The sequence below is a fragment of the Variovorax sp. Varisp46 genome, from assembly GCF_059491885.1.
The window spans coordinates 1309724-1336116 of record NZ_CP168515.1 but is presented as its reverse complement, the minus strand read 5'-3'; the positions used below and the strand labels follow the sequence as shown (position 1 = coordinate 1336116).

Here is a 26393-nt window from a genome sequence, read left to right as displayed (position 1 = left end):
GCTCCCGTAGTTTCCCAGCCTTGCCTAGTCAGGCCGCGCCATTCATGATTGCCTTTGGAAATCACCCTCTCTGTTCGCAGCCAGCGCATTCATGACATTGCAGCAGTTGAAAGATCTTGTCGCCGTGGTCGCCCACGGTGGATACCGTGCGGCCTCGCGGGTCCTTGGTGTTTCCCAGGCCGGGCTGACCAAGAGCTTGGCCAAGTTGGAAGAGGAGTACGGCATCGAGTTTCTGCAGCGAACCGCGAAAGGCGTCGTCCTCACGACACGCGGAGAAGAGTTCGTGGCCCACGCCCGGGCCGTCCTGCTGGAAGCGGAGCGTGCCGAGCATTGGTTGCAGGCGATCAAGGCGCCAGGCGACGTGCAGGTCAAGGTCGGGGTTTCAGTCGAACCCTCCTTGCGTTTGGTACCTGCGGTCCTAAAGGACTTCCGCCATGTCTTTCCACAAGCGGTCATCCACCTCGCCCAGCGCTCGTCCAGCGAGCTTCTGGCGGCCGTCCGCGACGGCAGGCTGGACCTGGCCGTGATGCGGCTGCCCCAATTGGACGAAACAGGCGATCTGTGCGTGCAGGCGTTGTACACGGCCACCGCCGCGCTCTTCGCGCGCCTGGATCATCCGCTACGCAACGCGAAATCTATCGGCGATCTTGCTGACTCGGAATGGATCGTGGTGGGTGATCCATCCCGCCCGGGGCAGCAGGACGAGAGCATTCAGGAATTGTTCCTGCAGCATCGTCTCGGACGGCCCCGCTTCGCTTGTGTATCGGACTCGCTGTTTGGAGCCATTTCGATGCTTCTCGAATCCGACTGCGTCGCGCGGCTGCCGTCGTCGCTGCTCACGCACCCGCTTGCAGCCAATACGCTGACCGAAATTCGTATCCGCGAACAGGCGGATCTGGTCTTTCAAGTCGGCATCGTCTACAAGGCTGGAAGGCGCTTGAGTCCTGCGGCATCGCAACTCGCATCCATGCTCAAATCGTTCTCACGCATGACGCAGGGTCTTCAACGCTCGACCCTTGCGCAGGCTTGAAGCCCAACAGCCACGAGGAGAATTCGCTGCGCTATTGGCGGATCTTTCCCAGGCCGCTCACGATCGACAGTTCGACATAGCGCGATCCCGTGTGCTGCGTCGGCTTGAAGGCCACACTGTAGCCGCCCATGTCATAGGGCGCCATGCTGTGCAAGGCGTTCACCATGCCTTCGCGCGTAGGCTTCGCCCCTTGGCGGCGCACGGCTTCGACAATCACGCGGCCGGTAACGTAGCCCTCCATCATCGCGAAACTCAACGGCACCTCGAGCTTTTGCGCCCTCACCGCGTCGACGAACTCCTTGGTGAGGCGGCCCTTGATCTGATAGGGGCTGGGCGCGACCTGAGCGATGATCACCCCCGCCATCTGCTCCTCGCTCAGGCGTTGCGACAGCTGCTCGATTTCGGTTCCCGAATGTCCCAGCAACTGGGCCGTGCCGCCAAGGCTGCGGTAAGCCTCGATGAAGGCCGCCGCCGCAGCGCCACTGGTGACCATGATGATGGCCTGCGGCTTTGCCTGTATGAATTGGTTCGTCGCCTCGCTCACCACGGTGGTGTTAGGTGTGTAGGAGGCTCGCGTGATGATTGTGGCGCCCGCCTTTTGCGCCTCGGCATCGGCAGCAGCGACCAGCACCTGCGCATTGGGGCCATTTTCGTAGAGCAGCGCCAAGCGCTTGATACCCACCGTGGCCAGATGCGTAGTCATCCGGGCAAGCTCATCGCGAAGGCCGGCGCGCACGCTATAAAGCATTGGCGCCTCGTCCTGCATCTCCGCGCTTCGATAACCCACGAGCACAAGGCGCTCGTCTTTCAACAACCCCGAAGCTGCCAGGTCCGAGATATTTCGGCTGCCGAAGTAGCCGGCCAAGACCAAGGGTTTGGCTTCGGTCACAAGTTGCCGGGTGAGCGCCACCGTGTCGCTGGGCTGGCCACGGTCGTCCTTGCGCACCAGGGTGAAAGTGTGGCCGTTGGCGCCTCCCTCCTTATTCACCGCCTCGAAGTACATCTGCATGCCAGCGCTGTAGGCCCGGCCCTGCCGCGCCTCTGGTCCCGTCAGGGGAGCGACCTGGCCCACGACGATCTGCGCCGCACCTGCGGCCTGCGCAACCAGGGACAGCCAAACCGCGGACACGGCAATGACCGACCGGGCGCTCGGACGGATGAACGATTTCATTCCATATCCCCTCTAGAGTGATGCACGTTGTCGAGACAGTTTTCTGAGCGGCAGTTGTTCAGACCAACCGCTGCGCCATGCCTGAATCGTCCTCCCGGATGGGCACAGGGCTCGTCCCCACCGAACCTGCTACTCAGGCTTGAAACCAGATTCGCGCACGACCGGCGCCCATTGCTGAAGCTCCTGGACCTGCAGGCGCGTAAAGTCCGTGGACGGCATGTAGGCGCTTTCGATCACCATCTTGTTCAGTCTTCCGTTCAATTCCTGCGAGGCAAGCGCCTGTGCAAAGGCGCGATCCACGCGATTGACTATGTCCTTTGGGGTCTTCGCCGGCATGAAGGCCCCGAACCAGCCTTGCACCGATCCCATCTTCACGCCTTGCTCGGCGAGCGTAGGAATCTCGGGGGCGAGCGAGTAGCGCTTGTCACTGAAGATGCCGATCACGCGGATCTTTCCCGCCCGCTGATGCTCGATCTGATCAATGAGCGTGTCGATGCCTGCGGGCAGGTGCCCGCCGATCAGATCTGAGACCAGCGGCGCACCTCCCTTGAAGGCGATGTGGGTCCAATCAATCCCGGTCTCTCTCCCGAATACAAGGCCCGTGAAGTGAGCCATGCCGCCTGCGCCTGAGGTTCCGTAGCTGGGGTTGGGAGATACCTTCATCGCCGCGGTGAGTTCCGCCACGGTCTTGGTGCTGGACGTGCCCGGAACGGCAAGGCCAAAGGGGTAGCTCGCGAGGCGGGAAACTGCAACGAAGTCATCCGTGATCTTGTAGTCCAGCTTGTCCGCATAGACCAATGACTGGATGGTGGTCAACGAGTTCGGTGCAATTAGGATCACACTGCCGTTCGCAGCCTCGCGCTTGACCTGCGATGCGGCGATCCGCCCTCCTGCGCCCGGACGGTTATCGACGACCACAGTGGTCTTCAGGGCATCCTGCAGTGGCTGCTGGATGAGCCGAGCCAGGGTGTCGACACTGCCACCGGGCGGATAGGGCACCACCAGCTTGATCAGCGGCGGCATTTGCGCGTGGACCGAGAAGGCGATCGATGCGATGGCCAGCCCAAGGAGAAGAGTGGAGCGACGAGGAATGATGGACATGATCTTGCGTGGTTGAGTGAAGGCTGCGCGATGCTGTCTTTATCCGGTCATATTTGAAAGCTTTGCTGGCGCATCGCGATTGCGTCCGGCAATCAGCGCAACATCATTCGGGTTAGTCGACCCGAGCACCGGAGGCACGCACAACGGGCGCCCAGCGCTTGATTTCGCTGGCCATGAACTGCCCGAGCTCGGCGGAGCTCGACCCCACCGGATCGGCATTCAGATCCTCCATCCGTTTTCGCACCGCCGAGGCCTGCACTGCCCGCGCCGCTGCGTCGTTGAGCCGCGAGATGACAGATGAAGGTGTGTTGGCCGGTGCCAGGAGCGCGTTCCACGTCTCGGCGAGAAAGGCGGGGAAGCCGGCCTCGGCCGAAGTCGGCGTGACCGGCAGGCTTGAAAGTCGCTGTGGCGTTGTCACCGCGAGTGCACGCAGCTTTCCAGATTGGATATGGGGCAAAAGCGCGGGAACGGTGTCGTAGACGATGTCGATGTTCCCCGCGAGCAGGTCCTGCAAGGCGGGTGCTGCTCCCTTGTAGGGGACATGCGTGGACTGAACCCCCGCCTGCGAATTGAACATTTCTCCCATCAGGTGGCTGAACCCACCCACCCCCTGACTACCAAAGGTCAACTTGCCAGGATCCTTGCGCATGGCCTGCGCGAGCTGCCCCAAGGACTGCCAGGCCGAGGAGGCCTGCACCACGACGATGCCTCCCACGCGCGCGATCAGGGACACGGGTGCGAAGCTGCGTATCGGGTCATAGGGCAGCTTCGCATGCAGCGCGGGGTTGATCGCATGGGTCGACACGGTGGCCATCAGCACGGTGTATCCATCCGCGGGCGATCTGGCCACGATGTCCGAACCCAGGCTCCCACCGGCCCCCGCCCGGTTGTCGATCACCACGGGCTGCCCCAGCGTGCCGCTCATTTCGGCCGCGACCAGCCGGGCCACGATGTCGGTTCCTCCCCCGGCAGCGAAGGGAACGACCATCTTGAGCGGCCTTTGCGGGAAAGGCTCCGCCGCCTTCACGGCAGACGAGAGCGGTACGGCGGCGGATGCAAAGAGGAATTGTCGGCGCAACATCTTTTCACTGATCCATGCTGTTGGCGAAGAGCGATCAGGCGCCGTGCAGCGACCGGTACTGCAGGAGATCCTCGATCCCGAACCGGCCGTTCTCGCGCCCGAATCCGGACCAGCCCCAACCGCCGAAGGGTGTCGCGAGATTCTGGGCAGCACCGTTGATCACCACCTGCCCGGTCTTCATGCGCCTCGCGAACGCGGCGGCACGCACCGGGTCCGCAGACCACACCGCGCCGGACAGGCCATAGCGTGTGGCGTTGGCCAGGGCAACGGCTTCATCCTCGGAGTCGTAAACCATCACCGAGAGAACGGGTCCAAAGACCTCCTCCCGGGCGATCTCCATGTCCGGTCGAACGCCGGAGAAGACCGTCGGCGGCACGTAGTACCCGTGCGAGAGCTTTTCCGGCACCTTGCCAGCCCCTGCCACCGGACGCGCGCCTTGTTCACGCGCTCGTGCGATCATGGCCAGCACCCGTTCTTGTTGGCTGCGACTCGCGACAGGTCCCAGGCGAGTGCCCGCGTCCAGGGGATCGCCAAGCGGCCATGGTTCCAACGCGGCGCCCAGCCGGCCTTCGACCTGTTCAAGCAGGCCTCGAGGCGCGATAAGACGGGACTGGCTGACACACGCCTGTCCGGAGTTGGCCATGCTCAAGCGCACCACTGCGGCCAGGGCCGTGCCCAGGTCCGCATCCTCAAGCAGTACTGCAGCTGACTTGCCACCCAACTCCAGGGTGACCGGTTTGAGATCCTCAGCCGCCGCAGCCATGATGCGGCGGCCGACGGCGGTCGATCCCGTGAAGCTGACGTGCTGGACATCGGGATGCCGAACAAGCCTGTCTCCGACGTCAGGCCCGCCCCAGACCATGTTCACCACGCCCGGCGGCAGGCCGGCGAAGTGGACCGCTTCCATGAACACGTGCGCGGCACCGGGCGAGACCTCGCTGGGCTTCAGGATGATCGAGCACCCGGCAGCGATCGCTGGGGCAACCTTGGCGACGATCTGATGCAGCGGGAAATTCCAGGGCGTGATTGCGGCCACGACCCCCGACGGCACCCGTTCGACCCGTCCGTTGCCGATCTGCTCGGTCCACGTGATCTGTTGAATACCGTCTCTCGCGAACTCCAGGCCCTTCAGGGCCATTGGGACCTGCATGAGTTGGCCCAGCCACACGGGGCAGCCCATCTCACGGGCAAGGAGCGAAACCGCCTCGTCGGTACGCTTGAGAAGTTCCGCGTGCAGGCGAGTCAAGGCCTCGCTTCGCTCCTCCAGCGTCGATCGTGACCACACCTGGAATCCGGTGCGCGCGCTCTGGACCGCCTGGTTGACATTCCCCGGCGAACTGGGAACGACCTCGCCGATGGCGCACCCCGTGGAAGGATCCACCACCGGCATGGCAGGAGCGCCTTCGGATCGCACGAACGCGCCATTGGCGTAGAAGCTGTCATAGCGCCTCATCGCGGGGTCTCGCCCAGCGGATTGGCCGGCGCCTGCGGCCCGCTCATGCCCTTCATCGGCTGAAGCCGAAGCAGATGCCACGGGCTCGGCATCACGCCCACCTTGGCCTCGATCAGCACCGGCCCAGGATGCGTGTTCGCCTCACGCACGGCGGCCTCCAGCTGCGATGGCGATCCCACCGCCTGGAAGGCGACACCGAAGGCTCGCGCCAGCAATTCGAAGTCGGGGTTGGCCAGATCGACACCAACCTCTGCGCCGAACTCCCGCTTCTGGATGGCACGCACGTTGCCGTAGTACCCGTCATTGAAGACGATCAAGGTCACCGGAAGCCGGTAGCGCTGCGCAGTCGCCAGCTCCTGCATGTTCCAGCCAAAGCCGCCATCCCCGGTCACCGAAACAACGCGTCGTCCGGCGGCACCCACCGCGGCCCCCAGCGAGACAGGGAACCCATAGCCCAGCGTCCCTTGATACCCGGGTCCGATGTAGGTTCGCGGCGCATAGACGGGGAACGCGATTCGTGCCAGGTAGCCCACCTGCGTCAACTCGTTGACGAAGATGCCGTCCTCCGGCATCGCCTTGCGGATCGCCCGGACATAGGAGGCCTGCGGCTCCACCAAGTCGATCTGGCCCTGCGCCCAGCGCTTGACCAAGGCTGCGCGATCATTGGACAGACGAACATTCGCCTTCACCCGTTCCGCCAGTTCGCGCAAGGCCGGCAGGGCGTCGGCCACAAGCGAAACCTCAGGCGACCTTGGCGGGCCCAGGTCCGCTTCGTCGATGTTGACGTGGATGTAGCGGACCTTTCCGGCGGGCCAGGAGGGCGTCGGCGTCAGCACGTCGGCGAACCGGCTGCCCACGACGAGCACCACGTCCGCGTGCTCGAAGACTGCTCGCCCCGCCAAAGCATTCATCGCCAGCGGATGGTTGTCGCTGATCGCTCCTCGGCCGTTGTCGCTCATGACAACAGGCGCGCCGATCTTTTCCGCGAGGCGCTGCAGTTCAGCATGCGCCGCGCTTGCGAAGATGCCGCCCCCCACATAGATGACGGGAAAGGAGGCCTCATCCAGTAAGGCGGCCGCTTTCTGAATCTGTACGAGATCTTCCGCGCTCAGACTTTTCTGCGATTGATCAGATTCCGGGGCCTGGGGATCGATAGCAGTCGACGCGCTCAGGTAGTCGTGAGGAATCTCGAGGCCCACCGGACGCGGTCGGCCTCGTCCAAGTTCGCGGAAGGCGTTGTCCAACGCGACGCGGATGTCGGAGGGGGACGTGACCATGTGATGCCATTTGGTCAGTCCCCGGACGAAGCCTGACTGATCCTTGATTTCATGCAGCAGTCCGCAGCCTTTGCCGATGCCGCTGGAATGGATCTGCCCCGTCACGAACAGGACCTTGGAGTTCGAAGCATAGGCCGTCGCCAGGCCGGCGCCCGCGTTGAGCGCACCGGGTCCTGGCACCACCATGGCGGCTCCGATCCGGCCGGTAGCGCGGTAATAGCCGTCCGCCATGTAGGTGGTTGTCTGTTCATGCCGAGGAATGAACAAGCGGACCTCGTCGCTTCGCTGCCGCAGTGCATCCACTGCCCAATCGAGCTGGATGCCTGGGATGAGGAAGAGATCCTTGATGCCGTTCTTGCTCAGGCCATCGACCAGCGCCTGGCCTCCGGTGGTTTGCGGTGTGTCGCTCATGTGCAGCTCGCTTGAAATGAAAAATGGATGTGCAGAAGCCGAGGATGGGGCGCCACGTCCGGCGCCCATCACGCAAGGCCCAGGTTGATGTCTATCGCCGGGCGTGCAGGTCGACCTACTCGACCTTGGCCCCGGTGGACTTGACGACCGCGCCCCATTTCCGGGACTCGGATGCGATCCACGACGCGAACTGATCCGGAGTGCTTGCGACCACCTCGAACTCCATGTCGTGAAGCCGCCCCGTCATGTCCGGTGAGTTCAGGATCTTGACGAGCTCGCGGTGATAGCGCTCGATGATCGGCTTGGGCGTTCCGGCCGGAGCGAGCAGGCCGACCCAGCCGGTGGCCTCGAGATCCCGGTAACCAAGTTCGATCAGCGTCGGGACATTCGGAGAACTCCGGAACCGCTTCTCCCCTGTGGTCGCCAGCAGTTTCAGTCGCCCCTGCGCCACGAACTGCTGGACGTTGCCGGGCACCATGAAGGCCACCTGCACATTGCCGGCGAGCAGATCCGTCACCGCAGGCGTGGCTCCTTTGTAGGGGACATGCGTGACACCGATGCCGGCGGCGGCTTTGAGCATCTCCATCGTCAGGTGCGAGGCGCTTCCCATGGCAACCGACGCGTACGAATACTTGCCGGGACTGGCCTTCGCCTTGGCGATGAATTCCTTGGCGGTCGAGAAATCCGCTGCGGGCCCCGCCACCAGGTACTGCGGAGTCTTCACCGCAAGAGTGATGGGCGCCAGGTCCCTTTGCGGGTCGTAGGGCATCTTGGCAAACAGCGACGGGTTGATCGCCAGCGGGCCGTTGTAGCCAACAAGCAAGGTGTGTCCGTCGGGAGGCGACTTGGCCACGAAGTCGGCGCCGATGTTTCCGCCCGCGCCTGGCCTGTTCTCCACAATGACCGGCTGGCCCAGTGCCTCCTGGAGCTTCGGCGCGATCAGCCGGGCCAATGCGTCATTCGTGCTTCCCACGATGGGCACCACGATCTTGATGGGTTTCGTGGGCGCCCATTCCTGAGCGGTAGTCGGTGCTCCGGCCAGCATGAGGCCCGCTGCGGCGAGCCCCGCTGCAATCATCCTGTGCATCATGAATTCAGTCCTACTTCGCCGGAGGCGGCATGCGCGAGATCAGGTCGGCCCATTTCTTGGACTCACCTGCGATGAACTGGCTGAAGGCCTGCGAGTCCATGTAAGCCGGCTCCGCAGCCAAGTTCGTGATCTGTTGCTGAACGTCCGGGCTCGCGAGCGCCTTCTGCAGCGCTTCGGAGAGCTTGGTGCGCACGTCGGCGGGCGTCTTGGCACTGGCGAACAGCCCCATCCAGGCCGGTGCCGCGTACCCCTTTACGCCCCCTTCGGCGATCGTAGGAAGCTCCGGCGCAACCTTGCTACGCGTGGCGCTGGTGACTCCCAGAGCCACGAGCTTTCCTGCCTTGATGTGCGGGTAGGCAGACGTGAGGTCGACGACTGCCACCGGCACCACGCCTCCGAGCAGATCGGTCACGGCCGGGCCGCTCCCGCGATACGGCACCGCGGAGAGCGAGACGTTCCCCATCTTCGCCAACAGTTCTCCCGACAGGTGCTGCGACGTGTATTGGCCTGGGGTCGCATAGGAAATCCTTCCGGGATTTGCCTTGGCGTCGGCCAGGAGGGCTTGCAGGTTGCCATAGCCCGCCGAGGCGGAGGCCGCGACAACCAGCGGAATATCTGCCAGCTTTCCGATGGGGTACAGGTCGCGCTTCGGGTTCAGCGGCGGCGCATCGGGGAGATGCGGATTCACGGCAATCGCGCCCGTGGCCCCCAGGCCGATGGTGTAGCCGTCCGCCGGCGCGCGCGTCACCGCCATCAGGCCCAGGGCTCCGCCAGCCCCCGGCTTGTTGTCCACGACGACCGGCTGGCCGAGCTGTTGCGACATTTCCTTGCCGACAATGCGCGCAATGGCGTCGGCGGAAGCACCGGGTGCGAAGGGCACGATCAAGGTGATGGGCTTGGCCGGAAAGGACTGGGCTCCCGCCGTCCCAGCGATCATCGAAAGAAGCGCGAAGGGGGCGGCCAGCCGCCAGATTGCAGCGATCACGATTTGTCTCCTTTGGCTTTTTATTCGGGCTGAAGGTTGGCGGCCTTGGCGACCTTGGTCCAACGCGCGATGTCACTCGCGATGCGCTTGGACAAGGCCGCGGCGTCGTTGTCGCCTGGATCCATGCCAAGCGCATGCATCTTCTCGACCATGTCCTTTTCCTTGAGGACCTCACCCGCCGCCGCACGGAGCTTGGCGAGCACCGGGGCCGACGTGCCCTTGGGCGCCATCAGGGCCGTCCAGATCGGGGCGTCGTAGCCCGGATAGCCCAGCTCGGCGATGGTGGGCACGTCCGGCAATGCGGCCGAGCGCTTGGCGGTCGTGACCGCGAGGGCCTTGAGCTTGCCGCCCTTGACCTGCTGGATCACCGCGGGGCTGTCCAGCACACCCGACTGAATCTCGCCGCCAAGCAGGCCGGTCACGACGAGGCCGGACCCCTTGTAAAGGATGTGGTTGAACTTCACGCCCGCGGTGGTCGAGATGGTCTCTGCCACCAGCACGAACGAGGTGGTCGGCGTCCCGTTGTCCAGCTTGCCGTCCTTCGTGGTCTTGGAGAACTGCACGAGTTCGGCAAAGTTCTTCACGGGCAAGGAAGCAGGCACGGTCACGACGAGTGGAAAGGTCCCGAGCAGCGCGATCGGCTCGAAGTCCTTGACCGGGTCGTACGGCAGGTTCTTCATCAGGATCGGATTGGTCGTCAATCCACCGCTGGAAGACACGAGCAGCGTGTAGCCGTCAGGCTGTGCCTTGGCGACGAAGTCGTTGCCGATGGCGGAGTTCGCGCCGGGCTTGTTCTCCACGATGAAGGTCTGCTTCAGCTTGTCCTGCAACTTGGCCGCAAGCAGGCGGGCCAGGATGTCGTTGGTGCCGCCGGGCGAGAAGCCGACGACGATCTTGACGGCCTTGTCCGGATAGGTCTGGGCCGAAGCGAGCTGAGGGGCGAACGAGATGAAGGTCGTCGCGAGCGCGGCGCCGAGGGCGCGCAAGGCTGCCCTGCGCGGGCGTGCCGATGGCTTGTGCATTGTCTTGTCTCCGTTGGGTCGTCGAGGGCGACGTAATCAATCAAGTCCGCATGCCGGATTGATAGTCCATTTTACGGACACGATCTGATGCTCGTCAAATTCTGATTACACAGTCCGCCAGCCGGACAATCAGCAGCCAGCCAAGGCTCGGCGTAGATCCGGCGACCGGGGACAAGTGAACAAACGGATCCGGCTTGCGCGACTGCGTGATCTCGTCAGAGGGCATTGATGCCAGGATTCCTCCCGTCATCTCAATATGAGCCGCGCCGGTGACCTTGCCCTTGGAATCCGTATCCCATAGATGAGCTCATGAGTTGGCTTGCCTTGGTTGATTGGCGAGCCAGTTCTGCTCGAACTGCATCGGGCTGACGTAGGCCAGCGTCGAGTGAAGTCGAGTACGGTTGTACCAGAGCAGCCACGCGACGGTTTCGTCCTTGGCTTCGCGCTTGGTTTCGAAGCGTTGTCCGTGCAGCCGCTCCACCTTCAATGACCCGAACAGGGTTTCGCTGCAGGCGTTGTCCCAGCAGTTTCCTTTGCGACTCATCGAGCTGGTGATGCCGTACTCCTTGAGCACATCCCTGAAGTCGTGGCTGGCGTACTGGCTGCCACGGTCGCTGTGGAAGATCAGACCGGCCTGCTTGCCAGGATGACGCTTGAACCACGCCATGCGCAGCGCATCGATCACGAGCTCGCGCGTCATGTCTTCTCGCAGCGACCAACCCACCACCTGGCGGCTGAACAGATCGATCACCACCGCCAGGAACAGCCAGCCCTCGTTGGTGGCGATGTAGGTGATGTCACCGGCCCAGACCTTGTCGGGCTCACTCACGGTGAACCCGCGGTTCAGCAGGTTGGGCGAGATCGGCAGGTCGTGGCGGCTGTCGGTGGTGACCTTGAAGCGCCGCTTGCCCTTGGCGCGGATGCCGTGCCGTTGCATGAGCTTTTGAACCCGATCTTTGCCCACGCGGATGCCGCGTGCGAGAAGCTCTTTCCACACACGCGGCCACCCGTAGCCGCCACGTGTCTCGGCATGGATGGCCTTGATGTGCACCAGCAACGCATCGTCGCTCAGATGACGGCGCTGCGCGCCGCTGGCCTTGCGCACGAAGTGCTCGTGATATCCCGTCAAACTGATTCGCAGCACCCGGCATTGCACCGAGATCGGCCACACGCTTCGGTGGCGTTGGACAAAGGCGTACTTCACCGCTGCACTTTCGCGAAGTACGCCGTGGCTTTTTCCAGGATATCGCGCTCCATCTTCACGCGCGCCAGCTCGGCACGCAGCCGACTGATCTCCATCTGTTCGGCGCTCAGCGCCTTGCTGTCAGCGCCGGTGAGCTTGCCCTGACGCTGGGCCTTGACCCAGTTGAACAAGGTCTGCTCGACCACGCCCAAGGTGCGCGCTGCCGCCGCGATGCTCTGGCCGCCCTCGACCAGCCGCACCGCCTCCTGCTTGAATTCGAGCGTGTAGCGCGCTCTTGCCGTCTTCGTCATTTCGACTCTCCTTGCTTGTATTGAAACACTCAGCAAGGGATACGTTTTTTGGGGGCAAGGTCACGGAGCCCTGGCCACACGGCATCGACGCGACCAACGCCCGATGCCTATTTCAAGCCTTTAATAGCTCCTAGCAGGAAACTAGATAGCCCCCTTGAGTACCGGCCGAATGGCTTCGCAAGCGCACTCGCCAGCCCTACATCAAGCTAGAACTTGGGTTGGCCGCTTTTCCCTTTTGCTTGCGTGGGCCTGCATCGCCCCTCCGCTCAAGTTGGCGAGGCAATGCACTCAGTGCGGGCACGTGCCGCCTGCTATTCCGGCTTGATATTCAGCTTGTCGAGCACGCCTTGCCAAGTCTTGCGATCAGCTTCGATGTATCTCGCAAGCTGCTCGGGGGTGCCAGGACGCGGATAGGTGCCTAACTCGCGCGACTTGGCTATCACATCGGGCAGAAGCAAAGCCTCGCCCATATCTCTGTTGAGTCTGGCCAGAATGGAAGCATCGATGCCCTTCTTCGCAATCACCGCGAACCAACCAAACGCCACCGCTCCCGAAACGGTGTCCTTGGCGAGGGGGAATTGATCAAGGCCCGGTTCGACACGGTCACTCATTGACGCCAAAACTCGAAGCCTCCCACTCTGAACGTTTCCTGCAACCACGTTATAGGTTTCCACCATCATCTTGGTCTGGCCGCCCAGCGTTGCCTGCATGGCCTGCGCGCCGCCCGGGTAGTGGACCTCGAGAAACTGAGTTCCAGACTGAAGACCGAGGAGCGCCGATGCGAGATGCGGCGCCGTGCCGCGCCCGTTGTCCGCGACCTCCATGCCCTGAGGCCGGGCCTTTGCTGCGGCGACAAATTCGCCGAGGGTTTTGTACGGCGAATCGGCAGGCACCGCGAGCACGAAGGGAGCCACCGCCGCCAACGTCACCGGCACAAAATCACGGTCGAAATCGTAAGACACGCCCTTGATGGTGCTCGGCGCGACAGAGATGGCGGATCCCTGAACGAACCCGAAGGTCGAGCCATCAGACGGGCCGCTCAAGATCGTATTCATGCCGATGACGCCACTTCCGCCAGGCTTGTTGTCGATCACAACTGCCTGCCCCCACTTGTTGCTCAGCTTGACCCCAACGAAGCGGATAAGAACGTCGGGGGCGGATCCTGCGGGGAACGGAACGACAAATCGCACTGGTTGTGCGGGCCACTTTGCGGCGGCGGTTGGAACCTGAGCAGCCGCCGTCAATGCAAGCAGGAAAAGCGCGGGCGCGAGCAGCCACCGACGACATCTCACATTTTCCCAGCTTGCATGCGATGGACCGCTTGCGGGAGCAAGCGTGCTCAGATTTGCGCGGGTCGCTATCGTCATCGTTCGTCTCCTGTTTCCTGCAGTCTTCTTGCTGCGCCGGCTACTCTAGGGAGCCTCATGACATCTGTGAAATCAGCATCTTGGATTTCTGTCATGTCTGTCTCGCATATGACGGGGCGACGGGCTGGTCGGCTGACGCGATCGACCTCGCAATCTCTCTGAGCGATGCAGAGGTAGACCGGCTACCTCAAGCTGCTTCGCTCATGCTCGGCAGCGGATGGATACGGTCGTGCTCGGCAGCCTTGAGCAAGTCAAGCGCCACGTCGACGATCATGTCTTCCTGACCCCCGACCATGCGCCGCTTGCCAAGTTCGACCAGGATGTCCACCGTCTTGAGGCCGTACTTTCTTGCAGCCACTTCCGAGTGCCGCAAGAAGCTCGAGTACACGCCCGCGTAGCCCAGCGCCAACGTCTCGCGGTCCACTCGCACGGGCCGGTCCTGAAGAGGACGCACAATGTCGTCGGCCGCATCCATCAGCTTGTACAAGTCGGTGCCATGGCTCCAGCCGAGGCGAGCAGCCGCGGCGATGAACACCTCCAGCGGAGCATTGCCCGCGCCGGCGCCCATTCCTGCCAGGCTCGCGTCCACGCGGTCGCAGCCTTCTTCCACCGCGACGATGCTGTTGGCCACGCCGAGGCTCAGATTGTGGTGCGCATGCATACCGGTCAAGGTCTCCGGCTTCAGCACGTCCTTGAACGCGCGGAAACGGTCACGCACGTCATTCATGCTCAGCGCGCCGCCCGAGTCCACCACGTAGCAACAAGTCGCTCCATAGCTCTCCATCAACTTGGCTTGCTCCGCCAGCGCCTGCGGCGTGGTCATGTGACTCATCATCAGGAAGCCCACCGCTTCCATGCCCAGATGGCGGGCGTACTCGATATGCTGCCTCGACACGTCGGCCTCGGTGCAGTGCGTGGCCACGCGCACGATGCGTGCTCCCGCTTCATAGGCGGCCTTGAGGTCGTGGACCGTGCCGATTCCAGGCAGCAGCAGGGTCGCAATCTTCGCGTGCTTAACCACGCTTGCGACCGCCTCGATCCATTCGACATCCGAGTGTGCGCCAAAGCCGTAGTTGAAACTCCCACCTTGCAGGCCGTCGCCGTGAGCGACCTCGATGGAGTCCACCTTGGCCTCATCGAGAGCCGCGGCAACTTGCTTGGCCTGCGCGATGCTGTACTGATGGCGGATGGCGTGGCTGCCGTCGCGCAGCGTTACATCCGAGATATAGATTTTCTTGCTCAGGTCGTGCGTCATGACGATTTCCTTCAAGCGGCCACCGCGGCGAGCATGCGCTCGGCCATGGATTCGGCAGTGCGCAATGCAGCGCTGGTCATGATGTCAAGATTGCCCGCGTACGACGGCAGATAGTGCGCTGCACCCTCGACCTCCAAGAATATGGAGGTCTTCAGTCCGTGCATCTGCGCGCCCACTCCCGGGATTCGGATCGGGCTGGCCGCCTCGATGCGGTCGAACTGCACGCTCTGCTTGAGGCGATACCCGGGAACATACGCCTGCACTTCCGCCGCCATCTTTGCGACCGATTCGGCAATTTCGCCCTCGTCGGCGAACTCGCTCAACGTGTAGACGGTATCCCTCATCATCAGAGGTGGTTCGGCCGGGTTCAAGACGATGATCGCCTTACCCTTGGCTGCACCGCCAACCACCTCAATCGCCTTCGATGTGGTCTCCGTAAACTCGTCGATGTTGGCTCGAGTGCCGGGGCCAGCGCTCTTGCTCGAGATGCTCGCGACGATCTCCCCGTAGTGAACCTTTGCAACCCGCGACACGGCCGCCACCATCGGGATGGTGGCTTGTCCGCCGCAGGTGACCATATTCACGTTCAGCGCGTCCAGGTGAGCCTGGCCATTGACAACAGGGATGCAGTACGGACCGATCGCCGCAGGCGTCAGGTCCACCAGCCGGATCCCGGGCTTGAGCTCCCGAAGAAATGCATCGTTTCGAACATGAGCACCGGCGGACGTCGCATCGAACACGATGTCAATGTCGGCAAAAATGGGCAGCTGGGAAAGACCCTCGACGCCCCCGTAGGTCGTCGCCACGCCCATTCGGGTGGCACGTGCCAATCCATCGGAGGCGGTATCGATGCCGACCATCGCGCCCATCTCGATATGCCGCCCGTGGCGCAGGATCTTGATCATCAAGTCCGTGCCAATGTTCCCGCTGCCGATGATGGCGGCCTTCAGTTTTCCATCAGCCATGTCCTGCCTCCTTGATGGGAGCGCCTTTGGGAACGCCGCCAACGCCCCAATGAGCCGCGGGCACTTCCTGCAAAATGACGCGGATGGAATCGCGCGGCGCCGCAGTAGCGTCGACCGCCGCGTCGGTGAGGCCGCGAATGAGCGCCGCCTTGGCCTCGGCGCTTCGCCCCTCGATGAGGGTGACTTGTATGAGTGGCATGCTCTTCTCACTCTGTGGTGTTGAACTCAACGCGTCCGAGCCCCTGCATCTCGAGCGCAACGTGTTGCCCCGGAGCCAGTGCCTCCGCCGCGGTTGCGCCCCCTGCCATGACGAGCCAGCCTTCCTGCAACGGCTCGCCCGCCTGCGCACTCAGACGCGCAGCCGCGACGAGCGATCGCAGTGGATTGCCCAGGATCCCGGCAGTGCTTCCGATCTGGCGTGGTGTCCCGTTGACCGACAACACGAGGCCGAGATTGCTGAAGTCCTGCCGCGGGTCCTGCCAGGGGCCGATCACATAGCCCGAGGACGAAGCGTTGTCGGCAACCACGTCCTCCAGCGAGAAGCGAAAGGCTTCGAAGCGCGAGTCAATGATCTCGAGCGCCGGCGCGATGGCCACCACCGCTTCCAGTGCCTGCGCAAGGCTGGCGCCTGCTGGCAGCGGTTTACCGAGCAAAAATGCCAGTTCAGGCTCGACGCGTGGATGTACGAAGCGGCCCAGGGCGACTTGTCCGCCATCTTCCTCGGCCATTGCGTCGGTAAGGCGCCCCCAGATCATGTCGTGCACGCCCATCTGCACCATTTTTGCGCGGCTGGTGAAGCCCATCTTCATGCCGGTTCGCCGTTCTCCGCGTGTGAGGCGCTGGGCGATGGAAAGGCGCTGAATTTCATATGCCTCTTCGACGCTGAGCTGTTCCTCCCCGCCAAACTGGGCGATCGGCTTGGCGTAGCGCGCGGCGTCATCGACCCGTTGCGCCAAGGATGTGATGCTTTGCTCACTCATTGCTGTTGCTCCTCAAATACGGCGCGAACGGACCCAAGGCCATGGATTCGAGCCTCGAAGACATCGCCGGGGCGCACCGGGACCATAGGCCCCAACGCGCCGGTCAGCACGACATCCCCAGCCTTCAATCCCCGCCCCAACTCCGCCATCTTGTTGGCGAGCCAGACGGCAGCATTCAACGGATGCCCAAGGCATGCTGCTCCGGCGCCGAGCGAGACCTGCTCCCCCGAGCGCTCCATCACCATGCCGGCGAGGCGAAGGTCGAGACCGTCCAGGCGAATCGGCGTATTCCCAAGCACGAACGCGCTGCTCGAGGCGTTGTCCGCCACGGTGTCGACGAAGCGGATGTTCCAGTCGGCGATGCGACTGCCAACGATCTCGATCGCCGGCAGCGCGAATGCCACTGCCCGCAACATCTGTGCCACGGTGACACCGGGCTCGGACAAGTCGCGCTCCATCACCAAGGCCACTTCAGCCTCGACCTTCGGTTGCTGGAGGGCGGTCCAACGCACTGGCTCTCCGTCCGCAATCGCCATGTCTGCGAACAGCATTCCGTAGTCGGGCTGGTCTACCCCGAGTTGCTTCTGCACAGCCTTCGCAGTGAGCCCGATCTTTCTGCCCACGAGGCGGCCGCCGGCACTCAGCCGACGCTGCGTATTGACTTCCTGAACCGCGTAGGCTTCCCGGGGCCCGAAGCCAGGGTAGGTTTCGCGCAGTGGCGCGATTGCGTTGCCGCTTTCAGCCGCGGCCCACAGCAGCTGCGCTGCGGCATCTATATCATGCTGGTTCATTGAGCTTCTCCGTTTAGCTTGATGCAGACATTCGACAGTTCGGTATAGAACTCGAGCGAGTGAACCCCACCCTCGCGTCCAATCCCCGACGCGCCGGAGCCGCCGAATGCGGTGCGCAGATCACGCAGGAACCACGTATTCACCCACACCACGCCAACCCTCAGCGCGCCGGCGAATCGGTGTGCGCGATCGATATCCCGGGTGTAGACGGATGCCGCGAGCCCGTAAGGCGTGTCATTGGCCATGTGAAGCGCCTCCTTCTCGGTGTCAAAGGGAATCACGACGCAGCAAGGTCCAAAGATCTCCTCGCTCGCAACACGCGAACCGTGGGCAAGGCCGGTCCATATGGTGGGGTCGATCCATGAGCCTCCCTTCAATGGACTGGGAAGCTCGGGTATCCCGCCACCCGCAACGACTTTCGCGCCATCTGCCTTCGCCAAGGCGTAGTAGTCGAGTACCTTCTTCTGATGCTCGGCCGAAATCAGCGGACCAAAATTCGCATCCGGATCATTGGCGCGGCCTGGCTTGAGACGCGCAGCGGCATCGGCCAGCTTCTGCACTACGGAGTCGAAAACCGAGCGCTGGACGTACACGCGTTCGGTTCCGAGGCAGACTTGACCCGTGTTCTCGAAGACCGAACGGGCAAGTCCCGCAATGGTCACGTCGAGGTCTGCATCCTCGAAAACAACGGCCGCATTCTTACCGCCCAGTTCCATGGAGACTGGCTTGATTCCGGCCGCGGACGCGCGGATGATCGCCGCCCCTGTGCGGGTCTCTCCGGTGAAAGTGATCGCATCGATGCCAGGATGGGTCGTCAGAAATTCGCCGGCCGAGTCCGGCCCGAAGCCGTGGACCACGTTGTAGACGCCCTTGGGGATGCCAACGGCATTCATGACCTCGCCCAAGAGGGCTGCCGTTGCCGGCGTCTCCTCGGATGGCTTGACCACAACCGTGTTCCCGCAAGCGAGCGCCGGACCCACTTTCCAGGTCATCAACAGAAGCGGCAGATTCCAGGGGCAGACCACAGCGACCACGCCCTTGGGGCGCCTGGAAGCGTAGTTGAGAGCCGGCTTCCCATCGGGCGCATGACTCGCAAAGGATTCCGTCGGGACATTGCGAACGACGTCGGCAAAGACGCGAAAGTTTGCGGCTCCGCGCGGAATGTCCAGATGCGAAGCGAGGGAACGTGGCTTGCCCGTGTCGGCGATTTCAGCGGCAATGAAGTCCTCGGCGCGACGATCGATCTCTGCAGCGACTGCGTACAGCAAGTCACACCGCTGGGCGAGCTTGAGCGAGCCCCATGGGCCAGAGAGCGCCTCCCGCGCGGCACGAACTGCGTCGTCCACGTCCTCGCGAGCGGCTTCGCTCACCTTGTCAATCAGTGAGCCATCGACCGGGTTGATGTCGTCGAAAGTCCGGCCCGTGCGACCCTCTCGGTACTCGCCATTGATGAAATTGCGGATCACCTCTGTCTCCTAAGATTGAAGTTCGGAATCGCCGGCTGTGAGGTACTCCCACATCCGCTCGTATATGCCTCCAGAGTCCGTCGCCCGACGCTCGCATTCCGAGGGGCTCAGGATCACCGATGCCTCCTGCAGACCGGCCCCGAGGACGGCCAGTTCGAGGCGCGCCGCGTCTTCGAGGTACCAGGTAAGCACAACCACCTTGACCAGGGAATCCGCCGCTACCACAACCCCGTTGCCACGCATCACGACGGCATTGCCATCGCCCAGCGCGTCGGTGACGGCCGAGGCACGTTCGTCATCGCGGACCAGCTGAGCGTCGTCCCAAAGAGCAGCCCCGGTACCAAAGTACGCGCCCATGCCGTGGCGGGGTCGAGGCGTTCGGCGTGCTGTTCCCAGGGCCATGAGCGCGGGAGGCATGGTTCGCGCAACAGCCATCGTCTGCGGATGGCGCTGGTAGATCTGCTGATGGAGGCGAACCTCCCCCAGAACACCATCCGGGAGCGGACCATTCACCGGAACCACTCGACCTGCTTCCCCGCGGGCGATCAATGCCATTGGGCGCGCGGCGCAGACGAGGAAGTGCTTCTCGTCGAGGCGCTCGCTGCAATGGCCGTACGCGTGGGCCAACCCGTGGCGGCCGAGTGCGCGAGCCGCGATGCGCAACTGCTTCTGGACAGACTCCGCCGCATTCATGGCTGCGTTTCCTCGTCAGCGGATTTGCGGAACTCGGCGATGTCTGGCACGGAGCCCCACATGCAAAACGATTCGTTGACGCGGGGGAATTGGCGAGGCTGGTAGTTCAGCTCCTCCTCGGCAGTAATGGTCCGTACGCCAGTGGAGAATTCGTAGATCATCTCGTCTGGTCCGCGGAAGTACAGGAACCTTGCGCCCGAGGTCGGATGGCGGCCCGGTCCGAAAGCGATCGGAACGCCTCGCTGCTTCAGCATGTACCAGGCGCGCATGATGTCGTCCACGGACTCCACTTGATGGTTGACATGCTGGACGCCGGAGCGGTTCGTCGGAAACAGCGCCACCTTGTGATGAACGTCGTCGATACGAAGCAGCGGCGCGTCGCCGATCCGATCGCTCACACGCGCGCCGAGCACCTGGGTCCAGAAGCGTTCGTCTCGTTTCGCATCGGTCGTGCAAAGGCCTACATGACTGAACCCGGTGATGCCTGCATCCCGCTCAGCGAAGTAGCGACGGCCGCTGTGGTGCGGGCCCAGCACGAGGTCGATCTTGTTTCCAGTGGGGTCCCTGAAATGGATGAAGCCGTTCACATGGCGCTGCTCGCACTCTTCTGCTGAACCCGCGCGCACCTCGATGCCCGAGTTGCTGAGCTCTGCACCGGCGGCGTCGAGTTCTTCGGAGGTCCTGATCTCGAATCCAACCGTATGGTCGGCAGGATCACCTTCGAAATACACGAGCGTGTGATCACGGCTGTCGCTGCGGAAATAGGAGGAGCCTGCTTCCACCCGCGCCAACTCCAGGCCGAGCACCTCGCGCGCAAAACGATCGGTTTCGACGCGCTGGCGCGTGCCAAGACGCACGTATCGGATGTCGAGCAGGTTGATCACTGGTTGTCTCCTTCGGCTTCAGGTGCGGTCAATGTAGAAGAGCCCGTGACATTCCTGAAATGAAAAAATAGAATTTGTCATATGCCTCAATCCGATATCAAGCCGCGGCACCCCTCGCGCCTCCTCTCGCGGCAGTTGGATCTCAACCTCCTGGAGCTCTTCGAGGCGGTCTATCGCACGCGCAACCTCACGGCGGCTGGCTCGCAGCTCGGCCTGACGCAGCCTGCCGTGAGCCGAGGCATTTCGCGCCTGAAGGAGATGTATGGCGATGCGTTGTTCGTGCGGCAGCAACGCGGCGTAGTGCCGACTCCCTTCGCCGATACCCTGGTAACGCCTGTGGCCTCCGCTCTGGAGATCCTGCGGTCGACCGTGCAACGACCAACGTTCAGGCCGGACGTTGAGGCACGAACTTTCCGGGTCGCCATGAGCGATATCGGCGAGCGGCTCTTCCTTCCCCGCCTGATGTCGCATCTGGCAGAGACCGCGCCCCGGGTCGTCGTGGACGCAGTCTCTCCGAGCCAGGGCGAGCTTCACGACGGACTTGCCTCCGGTCAGATCGACCTCGCCGTGGGCTACCTGAGCGACCTGGGGAAGCAGATGCACCAGCGCCGCTTGTTTCATGAACGCTTCGTCTATGTCGCTCGCAAGAACCATCCCGGCATCCGCGAAAAGCTACGTCGCGAACAGCTCAGAGAACTGCGCCACGTCATCGCAGGTCCAGAGGGTATGCAGCACGCCGCTTCGGTCGAGAAGGTGTTGTCAGGCCCCCGTGTCAATGCGCGCGTAGCCCTGAGAGTTCACAGCTTCCTTTGTGTAGGGCCGATCGTGGCGTCTACCGACCTGATCGGCCCCGTTCCGAGCAACCTCGGAGCAATGGTTGCAACGCACATGGGCCTGCAGCTCCTCGAGCCCCCGGTGCAGTTTCCGGGTTTCGATGTCACCATGACGTGGCACCAGCGATTTCATCGAGATCCGGGCAGCGAATGGCTTCGGGGGGTGCTGATCGCCCTCTTCGATTCGGAAACGGTCGCAGCAGACGCTCAAGCGTAGCGCCACAGGCGATTCAATCTTCGGCCGGAACTGGCCGTCCTTCGCTTATTCGAGGAACATTTCGGCGATCATCGATCGAAGCCATTGATTCGCCGGGTCGAGATGGAAGCGCTCATGCCAGTGCTGCTTGATGGCAAAAGTGGGCAGTTCAAATGGCGGGGCCAGCAACCTCACTGCCGCAATTCGGACCAACATCTGGGCGACTCGCTCTGGCACCGTGGCGATGAGATCGGTCTGTGCAACCAGGTTGCCCAGGCCCGGCAATGTGGGGAGCGAGAGGGCAAGCTGTCGCTCGATCCCCAAGCGCTTCAATTGCTGCACGAGCAAGTCGTGCCCGGTCCCGGGCGCCGTGATCGCGACATGCTTCTCGCGTTTGAAAGTCGTCAGCGTCATTCGCTTGCCCACTCGGGGATGGTCTTTGCGTACCACGCACGCGAAACCCTGCTCGAAGAGGCGTTGCTGGTAGAAGCCGGCCTCCAGTTCCGGCATGAACCCGACGGCCAGGTCGGCGTCTCCGTTCTCGAGCAACCGCCGCGTTTCCGGCGCTATCCGCAGTACCTCGATATGGATCGAGGGAGCGACTTCAGCGACGCGATGGATGAGCCGAGGAAGGAATTCCAGATGACTGACGTCGGTCATGCAAAGCCTGAAGTGCCGGTTCGAGCTTCCGGCGTCGAAAACGACCTGCTGCCGGGTCGCCAACCGCAGCAGTTCCAGGGCCTGGCGAAGCGGGGCGAGCAGGTCATTCGCATGTGGCGTGGGGACCATCCCCTCTGCGGTCCGCACGAAGAGCGGATCGTTGAACTGGCGTCGCATGCGCGCGAGGGCCAGGCTCACCGAGGTCTGCGGGATGTCCAGGTTCTCGGCGGCTCGGGTCACGCTGCGTGTCTTGTACACCTCATCAAACACCGCAAGGAGGCGCATGTCCATTATTTAGTTTCCTGCTTGAAGGTATCGTGACTATTGCATGGACGTCATGATCATCGAAACCTAGAGTGGCGGCAACTGGCCCGGTTTCAGAGCCAACTATCGGAGACATCTCATGCAGCGTCGCCTGTCACTCAAGTGGCTTCTTTCTCTGTCCCTTGGCCTTGCGGCCGTCTCGCTTCATGCGCAACAGTATCCCAAGGGTCCCATCCACCTCGTTGTTCCCTTTGCGGCTGGTTCGACCCCGGACCTGGTCGCTCGCCTCGTTGGCGAGAGGCTCGGTACGCGTCTGGGCCAACCCGTTGTGGTGGAGAACAAGGCCGGAGCGTCCGGCAACATTGGAACCACGGCGGTGGCGAAGGCATCTCCGGATGGGCAGACCCTGGGAATCGGGATTGCTGGCACCCTTGCAGTGAACGCGCTGCTCTACAAGAAAATGCCCTACGACCCGGCACGCGACATCGAGCTCATCACGGTCGCCGCTTCCCAGCCGGCGGTCTTGGTCACGTCTACCAAGCTTTCCGCGAACAACGTCGCTGATCTGCTCGCGCAGCTGAAAAAGAACCCTGGGAAATACAGTTTCGCGTCCATTGGCGCCGGCTCGGCATCCCATCTCGCAATGCAAGCCCTCGGTGCACGGACGTCGGCTAATCTCGTGCACGTCCCCTATCCTGGCTCTGGAGCCGCCGTCACGGCGATCATCTCGGGCGAGGTGGATATGGGCGTGCTCCCTGCTGCGACAGTCATGCCATTCGTCAAGTCTGGGCGGGTAAAAGCCCTGGCGATCGCCTCATCGAAGCGCTCGCAGTTTCTGCCGCAATTGCCGACCCTCGCCGAGGTGGGGGCGCCTGAAGTTCAAGCCGATGCGTGGATCGGCATCGTCGCTCCGGCCAAGACTCCGGTGGAGATCGTGACCCGCCTGCGCAACGAACTCGTGCAGATCCTCGCCGAACCGGCCCTCCGAGAGAAGCTGCACCTCCAGTACATGGATCCGGTGGCGAATACGCCTGCAGAATTTCGAAGCATGGTGAATGACGAAGTTGCCCGCTGGAAGCCGGTGATTGAGAAGAACAACATCACGCTCGACTGATCGGGAGCTTACGAAATGAATACACAATCTCAGTCCGTTGCCGAACCGGGCCGCAAGGTCCCAATATTCGGCGAATATGACGTCGTCGTACTTGGCGGCGGGCCCGCGGGCATGGCCGCAGCAACTGCAGCTGCGCGTAACGGAGGCGCAGTGCTGCTGACCGAGCGATACGGATTCATGGGCGGCATGGGCACCGCCGCGGGCGTCACGAATTTCTGTGGCCTGCACGCGAACGTCTTTGGCACCATGAAACAGGTGGTTCATGGATTCGCGGACGAAGTGCTTCAGAAGATGCGCGACTTGGACGGACTCAGCGAACCACATCTGATTTTCGGCAAGATCCTCGCCCAAGCGTATGACATGTCCGCGTTCAAGTGCGCGGCGGACGAGGTGGTTACGGCTGCTGGGGTCCAGATCATGTTTCATGCCCTGGCGGCGGGAGTCGTGAAAGCACCCGATGGCCGGATTGACGCCGTCATCCTGGAATCCAAGTCGGGGCGGCTCGCGGTGCGTGGAAAGTGCTTCATAGATTGCTCCGGCGACGCCGACATCGCGCACTGGGCGGGCGTTCCCACTGAAAAGGGCGACGATCAGGGCCACATGCTGTACCCCACGCTACTTTTTCGGATCGGCAACGTCGATGCGCAGCGGGCTGGGGATGCTTGGACCCGGATTCCGTCCTTGATGGCCGAGGCGGAGGCAGAAGGCGAGTTCAAATTTCCCCGCAAGGGAGCAATCGTCCGTCCGCAAAAGCACCCATACGAATGGCGCGCAAACGTCACGCAACTGAAGATGCCCGATGGCAAGGCCATCGACGGCACCGATGTCACCGCTCTCAGCGACGGCGAGCTCGAGGGCCGCCGGCAGATCATCGACTACCTGAAGTTCCTTCGCGCAAAGGTGCCCGGCTTCGAGAACGCCTACGCCTTGGATATTGCGCCCCAGATCGGCATTCGAGAAACCCGGCGGCTTGTAGGCGAATACATGCTCACCGCTGACGACGTGCTCGGCTGCGCGGACTTCGACGACACGATCGGCGTCAACGGTTGGCCCCTGGAGATGCACGTTGCCGGGGATGTGAAGTGGATGTGGCCGCCGATTCCCGAATCGCGTGGCTACAACCAGCTTCCCTTTCGCATGATGCTGCCCCGCCGTTCGACTGCCGGTGGGGTGGACAATCTTCTCGTCGCCGGACGTTGCGCCTCCATGACCCACGACGGCCAATCGGCCGCCCGAGTGACAGGTGCCTGCTTCGTGATGGGGCAGGCTGCCGGCACAGCGGCTGCGCTCGCCGTATCGGGTGGTGTGTCCGTTCATGACATCGACGTCAGGGCGCTGCAGCGAACAATCGAGGATCAAGGTGCTTATCTTGGACGCGGATCGACTGAGGTTTCGCCCCCATGAGGGCCTCATCCCCTTCTTCTTCAACCACTTCGAGAATCTGCATCATGCGCCTGCACTCCCTCTGCGACTCGCCGCGACCTGCCTGCTGAACGTGACCGCCCTCGCCCAGAGCACCGATGCAGCGGCGCCCGACGCGCTGCAGCAGCGCGGGCTGTCGCTGGCCGACGCCACCGAGGCGCAGGTGATCGCATGGCGTCGCCACATCCATCAGAACCCCGAGCTCTCGTTCCAAGAAGTGCGCACCGCCGCCTACGTGGCCGAGGCGCTGCGCAAGATGCCGGGCATCCAGGTACAGACCGGTATTGCCAAGACCGGCATCAAGGCCGTGCTGCGCGGGGGCAGGCCCGGGCCGGTGGTGGCGCTGCGTGACGACATGGACGCACTGCCGGTTGAGGAGCGCAACGACCTTCCCTTCAAGTCCACCGCCAAGGCCGACTGGCTCGGCAAGGAAGTGCCTGTCTCGCACGCCTGCGGCCACGACACCCACGTCGCGATGCTGCTGGGCGCTGCGCAAGCGCTGTCGGACATGCGGTCCGAACTGCCCGGCGCCGTGGTTTTCCTGTTCCAGCCGGCCGAGGAACAGGGGCCCGGACCGGTCCCGAGCGGCGCGCCGGCGATGGTCCAGGCCGGCGTGCTGGACAACCCGAAGGTGGATGTGGTGATGGGGCAGCACATCAACGCAAGCGGCCCGCTGGGCATCGGCTACCGGCGCGGCAGCTTGATGGCGAGCGGCGACGTGTTCAAGATCTCTCTCAAGGGTCAAGGCGGCCACGGCTCCTCGCCCTGGACCGCGAAGGATCCGACGGTGGCCGCAGCCGAGATCGTGCTGGCCTTGCAGAACATCGTGAGCCACCGCATCGACCCGCTCGACGGTCCCACCGTCGTCACCGTCGGCGTGCTGCAGAGCGGCAACCGCGTGAACATCCTGCCCGAGACGGCGGAGATCGCTGGCACCGTGCGCTCGCTGTCAGCCAGGAACCAGAAGGTGGCGCACGAAAACATCCGCTTGAAGGCACAGAAGATCGCCGAACAGTACGGTCTCACGGCCAAGGTCGACATCGAAACCGGCTACGAGGTGCTGGTGAGCGACCCCGGTGCCACCCAGGTGGTGGTGAAGGGCCTCGAGGCGGCCGCTGCCCCCGCTGTGCAGGCGCGCGAGATCGGGCCGCGCATGGCCTCGGAGGACTTCGGCTCCTTCGGCAAGAACCGGCCGGTGGTTTTCTGGAACCTGAACGCATCGCCTTTCGGCGACAAGCCCGGTGCGCCGAACCACTCTCCGGAATTCGTCATCGATGAAAAGGCCTTGCGGGTTGGCGTGCGCGCCCTGGTGGGCAGCACGCTGGCCTACATGACAGCGCGACCGAACGGGGAAGTGACGGCTTCGCACTGACGCGAGAAAGCCCTGC

24 protein-coding genes are annotated in these 26393 nt (G+C 63.1%); 5 read left to right on the top strand and 19 right to left on the bottom strand.

What is annotated here, in order from left to right; all coding sequences use genetic code 11:
• Nucleotides 1-91 precede the first annotated feature (91 nt).
• On the top strand, nucleotides 92-1030 hold the full coding sequence (locus tag ACEN9N_RS06325; RefSeq protein WP_192328003.1) for a LysR family transcriptional regulator: 939 nt from the start codon (nucleotides 92-94) through the stop codon (nucleotides 1028-1030).
• 31 nt (nucleotides 1031-1061) lie between these two features.
• Here the strand turns inward: ACEN9N_RS06325 and ACEN9N_RS06320 are convergent, their stop codons facing one another.
• The 18 genes from ACEN9N_RS06320 to ACEN9N_RS06235 form a co-directional block, all read right to left on the bottom strand.
• Nucleotides 1062-2201, bottom strand: coding sequence for an ABC transporter substrate-binding protein (locus ACEN9N_RS06320; RefSeq protein WP_495655652.1), 1140 nt, complete (start codon nucleotides 2199-2201; stop codon nucleotides 1062-1064).
• A gap of 129 nt (nucleotides 2202-2330) precedes the next feature.
• A complete protein-coding gene (locus ACEN9N_RS06315; protein ID WP_495655651.1) occupies nucleotides 2331-3302 on the bottom strand; it encodes a Bug family tripartite tricarboxylate transporter substrate binding protein in 972 nt (323 codons plus the stop codon).
• Between the two features lie 112 nt (nucleotides 3303-3414).
• Complete coding sequence (locus tag ACEN9N_RS06310) at nucleotides 3415-4383, bottom strand: Bug family tripartite tricarboxylate transporter substrate binding protein (protein ID WP_495655650.1); 969 nt, start codon at nucleotides 4381-4383, stop codon at nucleotides 3415-3417.
• A 34-nt stretch (nucleotides 4384-4417) separates the two neighbouring features.
• Complete coding sequence (locus ACEN9N_RS06305; RefSeq protein WP_495655649.1) at nucleotides 4418-5836, bottom strand: aldehyde dehydrogenase family protein; 1419 nt, start codon at nucleotides 5834-5836, stop codon at nucleotides 4418-4420.
• Nucleotides 5833-7524 (bottom strand): thiamine pyrophosphate-dependent enzyme, encoded by a 1692-nt coding sequence (locus ACEN9N_RS06300; protein ID WP_495655648.1) that lies wholly within the window; start codon nucleotides 7522-7524, stop codon nucleotides 5833-5835. The genes ACEN9N_RS06305 and ACEN9N_RS06300 overlap by 4 nt, the downstream gene beginning before the upstream one ends.
• A 115-nt stretch (nucleotides 7525-7639) precedes the next feature.
• Nucleotides 7640-8614, bottom strand: coding sequence for a Bug family tripartite tricarboxylate transporter substrate binding protein (locus ACEN9N_RS06295; RefSeq protein ID WP_495655647.1), 975 nt, complete (start codon nucleotides 8612-8614; stop codon nucleotides 7640-7642).
• Between the two features lie 10 nt (nucleotides 8615-8624).
• Complete coding sequence (locus tag ACEN9N_RS06290) at nucleotides 8625-9599, bottom strand: Bug family tripartite tricarboxylate transporter substrate binding protein (RefSeq protein ID WP_192327985.1); 975 nt, start codon at nucleotides 9597-9599, stop codon at nucleotides 8625-8627.
• A gap of 20 nt (nucleotides 9600-9619) precedes the next feature.
• The gene (locus ACEN9N_RS06285; protein WP_495655646.1) at nucleotides 9620-10621 is read right to left on the bottom strand and encodes a Bug family tripartite tricarboxylate transporter substrate binding protein; all 1002 of its coding nucleotides are present in this window, start codon (nucleotides 10619-10621) and stop codon (nucleotides 9620-9622) included.
• A 307-nt stretch (nucleotides 10622-10928) separates the two neighbouring features.
• Nucleotides 10929-12115 (bottom strand): IS3 family transposase gene (locus tag ACEN9N_RS06280; protein WP_495655645.1). Its coding sequence is split into 2 segments (ribosomal slippage): nucleotides 10929-11860 and nucleotides 11860-12115, totalling 1188 coding nucleotides; the frame shifts between segments, so codons are not numbered across the junction.
• A 311-nt stretch (nucleotides 12116-12426) separates the two neighbouring features.
• Nucleotides 12427-13482, bottom strand: a complete 1056-nt coding sequence (locus tag ACEN9N_RS06275) for a Bug family tripartite tricarboxylate transporter substrate binding protein (RefSeq protein WP_495655644.1) — start codon at nucleotides 13480-13482, stop codon at nucleotides 12427-12429.
• 187 nt (nucleotides 13483-13669) lie between these two features.
• Nucleotides 13670-14737, bottom strand: a complete 1068-nt coding sequence (gene dmpG, locus ACEN9N_RS06270) for a 4-hydroxy-2-oxovalerate aldolase (RefSeq protein WP_495655643.1) — start codon at nucleotides 14735-14737, stop codon at nucleotides 13670-13672.
• 11 nt (nucleotides 14738-14748) lie between these two features.
• Entirely contained in the window at nucleotides 14749-15702 is a 954-nt protein-coding gene (locus ACEN9N_RS06265; RefSeq protein WP_495655642.1) for an acetaldehyde dehydrogenase (acetylating), read from the bottom strand.
• The gene (thmT, locus tag ACEN9N_RS06260) at nucleotides 15695-15901 is read right to left on the bottom strand and encodes a 2-hydroxymuconate tautomerase (RefSeq protein WP_495655641.1); all 207 of its coding nucleotides are present in this window, start codon (nucleotides 15899-15901) and stop codon (nucleotides 15695-15697) included. Before thmT ends, ACEN9N_RS06265 begins: the two co-directional genes overlap by 8 nt.
• Before the next feature lie 7 nt (nucleotides 15902-15908).
• A complete protein-coding gene (locus ACEN9N_RS06255; protein ID WP_495655640.1) occupies nucleotides 15909-16682 on the bottom strand; it encodes a 2-keto-4-pentenoate hydratase in 774 nt (257 codons plus the stop codon).
• A complete protein-coding gene (locus ACEN9N_RS06250) occupies nucleotides 16679-17473 on the bottom strand; it encodes a 2-keto-4-pentenoate hydratase (protein ID WP_495655639.1) in 795 nt (264 codons plus the stop codon). The genes ACEN9N_RS06255 and ACEN9N_RS06250 overlap by 4 nt, the downstream gene beginning before the upstream one ends.
• Nucleotides 17470-18939 (bottom strand): 2-hydroxymuconic semialdehyde dehydrogenase, encoded by a 1470-nt coding sequence (locus ACEN9N_RS06245; protein WP_495655638.1) that lies wholly within the window; start codon nucleotides 18937-18939, stop codon nucleotides 17470-17472. Before ACEN9N_RS06245 ends, ACEN9N_RS06250 begins: the two co-directional genes overlap by 4 nt.
• A 9-nt stretch (nucleotides 18940-18948) precedes the next feature.
• A complete protein-coding gene (locus tag ACEN9N_RS06240; RefSeq protein WP_495655637.1) occupies nucleotides 18949-19632 on the bottom strand; it encodes a class II aldolase/adducin family protein in 684 nt (227 codons plus the stop codon).
• Nucleotides 19629-20516 (bottom strand): VOC family protein, encoded by an 888-nt coding sequence (locus ACEN9N_RS06235; RefSeq protein WP_495655636.1) that lies wholly within the window; start codon nucleotides 20514-20516, stop codon nucleotides 19629-19631. Before ACEN9N_RS06235 ends, ACEN9N_RS06240 begins: the two co-directional genes overlap by 4 nt.
• 81 nt (nucleotides 20517-20597) lie before the next feature.
• Here ACEN9N_RS06235 and ACEN9N_RS06230 point away from each other — a divergent pair, with 81 nt between their 5' ends.
• Complete coding sequence (locus ACEN9N_RS06230) at nucleotides 20598-21566, top strand: LysR family transcriptional regulator (RefSeq protein ID WP_495655635.1); 969 nt, start codon at nucleotides 20598-20600, stop codon at nucleotides 21564-21566.
• A gap of 45 nt (nucleotides 21567-21611) precedes the next feature.
• Here ACEN9N_RS06230 and ACEN9N_RS06225 read toward each other — a convergent pair whose 3' ends face one another.
• Nucleotides 21612-22496: a LysR family transcriptional regulator gene (locus ACEN9N_RS06225; protein ID WP_495655634.1), complete on the bottom strand. Its 885-nt coding sequence runs from the start codon at nucleotides 22494-22496 to the stop codon at nucleotides 21612-21614.
• A gap of 112 nt (nucleotides 22497-22608) precedes the next feature.
• On the opposite strand from ACEN9N_RS06225, the gene ACEN9N_RS06220 reads away from it, so the two are divergent.
• The 3 genes from ACEN9N_RS06220 to ACEN9N_RS06210 all read left to right on the top strand — a co-directional run bounded on the left by ACEN9N_RS06220 (nucleotide 22609) and on the right by ACEN9N_RS06210 (nucleotide 26377).
• Complete coding sequence (locus ACEN9N_RS06220) at nucleotides 22609-23583, top strand: Bug family tripartite tricarboxylate transporter substrate binding protein (protein ID WP_495655633.1); 975 nt, start codon at nucleotides 22609-22611, stop codon at nucleotides 23581-23583.
• 15 nt (nucleotides 23584-23598) lie between these two features.
• Nucleotides 23599-24987: an FAD-dependent oxidoreductase gene (locus ACEN9N_RS06215; RefSeq protein WP_495655632.1), complete on the top strand. Its 1389-nt coding sequence runs from the start codon at nucleotides 23599-23601 to the stop codon at nucleotides 24985-24987.
• Between the two features lie 91 nt (nucleotides 24988-25078).
• On the top strand, nucleotides 25079-26377 hold the full coding sequence (locus tag ACEN9N_RS06210) for a M20 metallopeptidase family protein (RefSeq protein WP_495655631.1): 1299 nt from the start codon (nucleotides 25079-25081) through the stop codon (nucleotides 26375-26377).
• Nucleotides 26378-26393 lie beyond the last annotated feature (16 nt).

Excerpts from the sequence above, each read along its gene's own strand:
- ACEN9N_RS06300 (WP_495655648.1), bottom strand. The coding sequence starts at position 7,524 with ATGAGCGACACACCGCAAACCACCGGAGGCCAGGCGCTGGTCGATGGC.
- ACEN9N_RS06295 (WP_495655647.1), bottom strand. The coding sequence starts at position 8,614 with ATGATGCACAGGATGATTGCAGCGGGGCTCGCCGCAGCGGGCCTCATG.
- ACEN9N_RS06250 (WP_495655639.1), bottom strand. The coding sequence starts at position 17,473 with ATGAACCAGCATGATATAGATGCCGCAGCGCAGCTGCTGTGGGCCGCG.
- ACEN9N_RS06240 (WP_495655637.1), bottom strand. The coding sequence starts at position 19,632 with ATGAATGCGGCGGAGTCTGTCCAGAAGCAGTTGCGCATCGCGGCTCGC.
- ACEN9N_RS06305 (WP_495655649.1), bottom strand. The coding sequence starts at position 5,836 with ATGAGGCGCTATGACAGCTTCTACGCCAATGGCGCGTTCGTGCGATCC.
- ACEN9N_RS06320 (WP_495655652.1), bottom strand. The coding sequence starts at position 2,201 with ATGAAATCGTTCATCCGTCCGAGCGCCCGGTCGGTCATTGCCGTGTCC.
- ACEN9N_RS06215 (WP_495655632.1), top strand. The coding sequence starts at position 23,599 with ATGAATACACAATCTCAGTCCGTTGCCGAACCGGGCCGCAAGGTCCCA.
- ACEN9N_RS06230 (WP_495655635.1), top strand. The coding sequence starts at position 20,598 with ATGCCTCAATCCGATATCAAGCCGCGGCACCCCTCGCGCCTCCTCTCG.
- thmT (WP_495655641.1), bottom strand. The coding sequence starts at position 15,901 with ATGCCACTCATACAAGTCACCCTCATCGAGGGGCGAAGCGCCGAGGCC.
- ACEN9N_RS06310 (WP_495655650.1), bottom strand. The coding sequence starts at position 4,383 with ATGTTGCGCCGACAATTCCTCTTTGCATCCGCCGCCGTACCGCTCTCG.
- ACEN9N_RS06285 (WP_495655646.1), bottom strand. The coding sequence starts at position 10,621 with ATGCACAAGCCATCGGCACGCCCGCGCAGGGCAGCCTTGCGCGCCCTC.
- ACEN9N_RS06220 (WP_495655633.1), top strand. The coding sequence starts at position 22,609 with ATGCAGCGTCGCCTGTCACTCAAGTGGCTTCTTTCTCTGTCCCTTGGC.
- ACEN9N_RS06225 (WP_495655634.1), bottom strand. The coding sequence starts at position 22,496 with ATGGACATGCGCCTCCTTGCGGTGTTTGATGAGGTGTACAAGACACGC.
- ACEN9N_RS06255 (WP_495655640.1), bottom strand. The coding sequence starts at position 16,682 with ATGAGTGAGCAAAGCATCACATCCTTGGCGCAACGGGTCGATGACGCC.
- ACEN9N_RS06275 (WP_495655644.1), bottom strand. The coding sequence starts at position 13,482 with ATGACGATAGCGACCCGCGCAAATCTGAGCACGCTTGCTCCCGCAAGC.
- dmpG (WP_495655643.1), bottom strand. The coding sequence starts at position 14,737 with ATGACGCACGACCTGAGCAAGAAAATCTATATCTCGGATGTAACGCTG.
- ACEN9N_RS06325 (WP_192328003.1), top strand. The coding sequence starts at position 92 with ATGACATTGCAGCAGTTGAAAGATCTTGTCGCCGTGGTCGCCCACGGT.
- ACEN9N_RS06315 (WP_495655651.1), bottom strand. The coding sequence starts at position 3,302 with ATGTCCATCATTCCTCGTCGCTCCACTCTTCTCCTTGGGCTGGCCATC.
- ACEN9N_RS06265 (WP_495655642.1), bottom strand. The coding sequence starts at position 15,702 with ATGGCTGATGGAAAACTGAAGGCCGCCATCATCGGCAGCGGGAACATT.